The sequence below is a fragment of the Paraburkholderia sp. BR14320 genome, from assembly GCF_040948665.1.
GTDB classification, from domain to species: Bacteria; Pseudomonadota; Gammaproteobacteria; order Burkholderiales; family Burkholderiaceae; genus Paraburkholderia; species Paraburkholderia youngii.
In genome coordinates this window covers 1-4,932 of sequence record NZ_JBFPKG010000123.1, presented here as the reverse complement: position 1 = coordinate 4,932, position 4,932 = coordinate 1, and the positions used below count along the sequence as shown (strand labels likewise).

3 protein-coding genes are annotated in these 4,932 nt (G+C 58.8%); 2 read left to right on the top strand and 1 reads right to left on the bottom strand.

Annotated elements, in window-relative coordinates:
* Positions 1-312: 312 nt before the first annotated feature.
* The gene (locus AB3X89_RS38855; protein ID WP_368587891.1) at positions 313-1,761 is read right to left on the bottom strand and encodes a sigma-54 interaction domain-containing protein; all 1,449 of its coding nucleotides are present in this window, start codon (positions 1,759-1,761) and stop codon (positions 313-315) included.
* Positions 1,762-2,248: 487 nt separating this feature from the next.
* Here AB3X89_RS38855 and AB3X89_RS38850 point away from each other — a divergent pair, with 487 nt between their 5' ends.
* Positions 2,249-3,715, top strand: coding sequence for a PHB depolymerase family esterase (locus tag AB3X89_RS38850; RefSeq protein WP_368587890.1), 1,467 nt, complete (start codon positions 2,249-2,251; stop codon positions 3,713-3,715).
* A 776-nt stretch (positions 3,716-4,491) separates the two neighbouring features.
* Positions 4,492-4,881, top strand: a complete 390-nt coding sequence (locus tag AB3X89_RS38845; RefSeq protein WP_368587889.1) for a transposase — start codon at positions 4,492-4,494, stop codon at positions 4,879-4,881.
* Positions 4,882-4,932: the final 51 nt, after the last annotated feature.

Here is a 4,932-nt window from a genome sequence, read left to right as displayed (position 1 = left end):
CTGGAAGACCGCACGCCGGATGAGGCATACTTCGCGACACTGCCTGCGATCAAATCGGCAGCATGAACGCCCCGGTGGTTCCACTTAAAAATCTCGGGACCCTGCCCGAACAAGCGGCGCCACCTCTGCAGACCGCTCCGCGAGTGCAAGTCTCGTGAAGCGGAACCCCGGTGTCTCCGGCAGGAGACGCCCTCTCCACGAATGGACGCACATGGCTCGGGAAATCGCCGATGCATGACATCGCGACGTGCGTTGTAAGCTTCACTGGAATGGCTCGGCAGGCACGCACGCAGCGGCTAGCGTCGATGGACGTCAGATCCCGAGCGCGGCCATTTTCTTGTAAAAGGTCGCGCGTCCGATCCCGATCCGTGCGGCCGCCTTTGATACGCATCCGCCCTCGCATCGCAGTGCGGCACCGAGAAGCCGCTTCTCGAACATCCGCATCGCGTTCTCGTAACTTGCTTCATTGATGTCCGCGTCACGGGCCTCACCGTGTTCGCGGGCAAATTCTGGAGCGGAGAGCGTCGAGTCGATGTCGTTGACGAACGCAACCAGCAAGTTGGCGTCGATGCACTGGTGATCGGAAAATATCACGGCCCGCTCGAGCGTATTGCGCAATTCACGCACATTGCCCGGCCATGCGTGCTCACGAAGCAGTTGTAGTGCATCTTCACTGAGTTCTGGGCGGCCGATATGGTGGTGTGCCACTAACTCATCGAGGATCATGTCCGAAAGTGCGGCGATATCGTGCGCACGCTTTCTCAACGGTGGTGTTCGGATGACGAGCACGTTAAGCCGATAGTAGAGGTCGGCGCGGAAGCGGCGGGCGGCGACGAGTTCGGGAAGCGCGACGGAAGTCGCTGCAATGATTCTCGCATTGGTCGCTACCACGCGATTCGAGCCAAGCGGCTCGAATTCCTTTTCCTGCAGCACGCGTAGGAGCTTGCTCTGGAGCGAAAGCGGCATGTCTCCGATCTCATCCAGGAAAAGCGTGCCGTCGCTAGCCAGTTCGAACTTACCCACGCGGCCCTTGCGATCGGCGCCGGTGTACGCGCCTGCGGCGGCGCCGAACAGCTCGACTTCGAGCAGCGAATCGGGAATTGCCGCGACATTCACGGCGACAAATGGCTTGTCGGCGCGTGCCGATTCCCCATGTATCGCGTGCGCGATCAATTCCTTACCGGTACCCGTTTCACCGAGTAAAAGGACGGGAAAATCGACCTGGGCTGCGCGTAGCGCGAGGCGCTTCACTTCCATGCTGGCAGGGCTCGTGCCGACGAAATTCGACAGGCTGTATCGGGCCCGCCGTGTGTGTGCTAACGCGTGTCGCGTCGCGATGAGCTCTGCTTGCAAGCGCGAGTACTGGCTAAAGAGCGGTGTGAGTGCTTTCAGTTGTCCAAAGAGGGCAAAGCCGATGGCGCCTATGGTGACGCCGTTGTCATCCTTCAGTGGCAATCTCGTCACGATGAAAGGTTCGCGCTCGGTTTCAAGTATGTCGAGCAGAATGGGCTTTCCTGTTTTGACGACTTCTCGCATGAGGCTGTTTGGGACAACGGTCTCGCAATCGAGACCAATTGCAATCTTGGGATCGGCAAAGCCGAAGTGAGCAGCATATTTCTCACTTATCCAGACGACTTTGGCCTGTCGGTCGACGATCAGGGTGCCCTCGCTTGAATTAATGAGGGTGTCGAAGAGCGAACGCACAGCGCGCCCCCAGACATAGCTGTAGTCGCTCAGGATTGTGCCGACCTCGGTTGCCATTCGGATCTTCTCCTCGTGTGACAGCGCCGCCCGGTCCAGCTTGCTATGAACCGTCTCGGACCAGAGACGAAGGCGAGCAGTGTCTCAAGTTGTGGATCCGCGCGGGAGTGGGATTTCCCCTACCAATCCAGTTCTGTGGCTGGTGCTAGCGCATTTCCGGAAATGAAGTGCGGATTCCTCAATGTCTGACTGCATAGGGGGGGCGGAAAAGGATGGGAAAGCGGTCTTTGAGCGTCGAGGGACGCGCCGTGCCCGACGGTTACGTGGCTCCGCTGGCGCGATGCCGTATCCACAATGTACATGGCATGGACGCTGCTTGTGGTTCGCGGCGGTGCTGGGGGCGGCGGTTCTGTCCGTTTGCTTCTCCACGAAGATGGCGAATTGTCAGTTCGCATCGCGAACCAATCATCCCATCGAGTCTAAATGCCCCCACGTCCCGGGGTGCTTGCCTCTCGACAGCAGTGTCCATACAACTAAAGGAGACGTTATGCAACCGCTCTCACGACCCCAAAGACGATGGATTGTTGGCTTCTTCGTCGCGCTGGCGACGACTCCTGCGTTGGCCGCGGTCACGCCCGGACCCGGAACCTGGAGTGGGCAGCAGATCTGGGCCACAGATTCGGTGAATGGCGGCAACCTGACCGGCTATTACTATTGGCCGGCGAGCCAGCCCACCACTCCCAATGGCCAGCGGGCACTGATACTTGTGCTGCACGGTTGTCTGCAGACCGCGTCCGGCGACGTGATCAACAGCAGCAGTGCGGCCGGTTTCAACTGGAAAGCAATTGCAGATCAGTACGGGGCGATCATTCTGGCGCCGAACGCGACCGGCAACGTTTATAGCAACCACTGCTGGGATTATGCGAACACGTCCCCGAGCCGCGGTACCGGGCATGTCGGTGTGCTGCTGGATCTAGTGAACCGCTTTGTTTCCAATTCGCAGTACGCGATCGACCCCAATCAGGTGTACGTCGCGGGCCTCTCCTCGGGCGGTGGCATGACGATGGTGCTGGGTTGCATTGCCCCCGACATCTTCGCCGGAATCGGTATCAATGCCGGGCCGCCGCCTGGAACGACCACGGCGCAGATCGGTTATGTGCCAAGCGGCTATACGGCTACGACCGCGGCGAACCAGTGCAGGGCATGGGCAGGATCGAACGTGGGCAAATTCTCAACGCAGATCGCCGGCGCGGTCTGGGGGACATCGGATTACACGGTCGCGCAGGCGTACGGCCCACTCGACACTGCCACTTTTCGAATCCTCTACGGCGGCACCTTTACCCACGGGGCGAAGGTGACGATTCAGGGCGGCGGAACGAACACGCCGTATTCCGACAGCAGCGGAAACGTTCGGACGCACGAGATCTCAGTTTCCGGCATGTCGCACGCATGGCCGGCCGGAACTGGCGGCAACAACGCGAACTACGTGGATGCAACCCACATCAACTATCCGGCATTCCTGATGGACTATTGGGTCAAGAATAACCTCCGCGCGGCGTCGGGGCCTGCACCGTCAGGCTCCGCACCGAGCGGCCTCGCAGTGTCGGGAACAACACAGACGACCGTTTATCTCTCGTGGAATGCCGTTGCAAATGCCACCAGCTACAACGTCTATCGCAACGGAAGCAAGGTGGGCTCGTCCGCATCTGCCAGCTATACCGATTCAGGGTTGATCGCTGGGACGACCTATTCCTACACCGTGACCGAAATCGATCCAAATGCGGGTGAGAGCGCCCAATCGTCGTCAGTCTCGGCGACGACGCAATCGAGCTTCGTGTGCACCGAGACGACGGCCACTAACTATGCACATGTACAAGCGAGCCGAGCGCATGATTCCGGCGGCACGGCCTATGCGAACGGGTCGAACCAGAGTATGGGGCTGGACAACGTCTTTTATTCGAACACGCTGGCGCAGACGTCTGCCGGATACTATGTCATCGGCAATTGTCCGTAATACGGGACGCGTTTGATGAACGCCTGAACGGACATCCTGTCCGTTCAGGCAAACCTAACGATGGTTGTTTCCGACATGGTGGCCGCGTTTTTCGTTCGACCGATACAGACGTTGTTGCGAGCCGCGATCACGCTTGCCGATATCGACTCCAAACAACCGAGGACGGTACACAAATTCCGTTTACCTTTGCTAAGCGGGGCGAGTGCGTATTTCGGCGAAGCCAAACACGGATTTCGGTCAAAGTCAAACTGGATTTCGGGAGGAAAGTGAGTAGCCGTTTCGCTTGAAGTCGAACGGTTTCGAGGGATTCCACGATCGGTGTTCGGTGCTCCGAAAGCGCAGTTCACCTCACCGAAATGCATGTTCGATATGAAAGGCGCGGTTTCGTCCAGCGTTACTGCGGACGGCTCTATCGGCCGTCGGTTATGGTGGCTACTTTTTGGGGACACCGATGACGCCGGCCCACCGGACGACCATTCGCAAAATGAAAGACTTGCTTCGCCTGAAAATGGACCTGCGACCTGTCCCAGCGGTAGGTGAGGGCCAGATGAGATGTCAAGGCAATTCTGGAATCTATGGTCTGCCCGAATTTTGCTACCTCTGCTCTTGACTCCCCGTGGCTTGCAAAAAATCTGTCCGGAATCGCTGTTCCTCGATGGAAACCGCACCGGTCGATCGTAAGCATCTGATCTGTACCGTTCCCCGCCTTGCGTAGAAGATGCAATCATCGGCTGCGACGGACACGAATGACTGACTGTGTCCACAAACAGCGGAGAATGGACACGGTGTCTCAGACAGTCGAATTACCTGCCAAGCGTCAGAACCGACGACATCCATTGGAGTGGAAGCGATCGGTCGTCGAGCAGACCTTTGAACCCGGTGCCGCCATCGCCCGGATCGCCCGCGAGAACAACATCAACGCCAACCAGGTGTGGGCGTGGCGCAAACTGTACGCTCAGGGTTTGCTGGTGGACGACTCCCAGGCGCAGACGATGTTGCCTGTCGTTGTCGATGCACAGTCCGAACGGGCGATACCTCAGGAGCCGGATGCGCCACACACGCCTGCACCTGCCGTGGCTGCAAACGGCAGTGAGCCGCCCCGGGTTTTCCGGAGACCGTTTTGCTTGCGTCATGCCACAATGACAGACTCAGCGAGATTTGCATAGTAAGCGGCTTCTGCCTCGGCAGGTGGAATGTTGCCGATGGGGCCGAAGAGC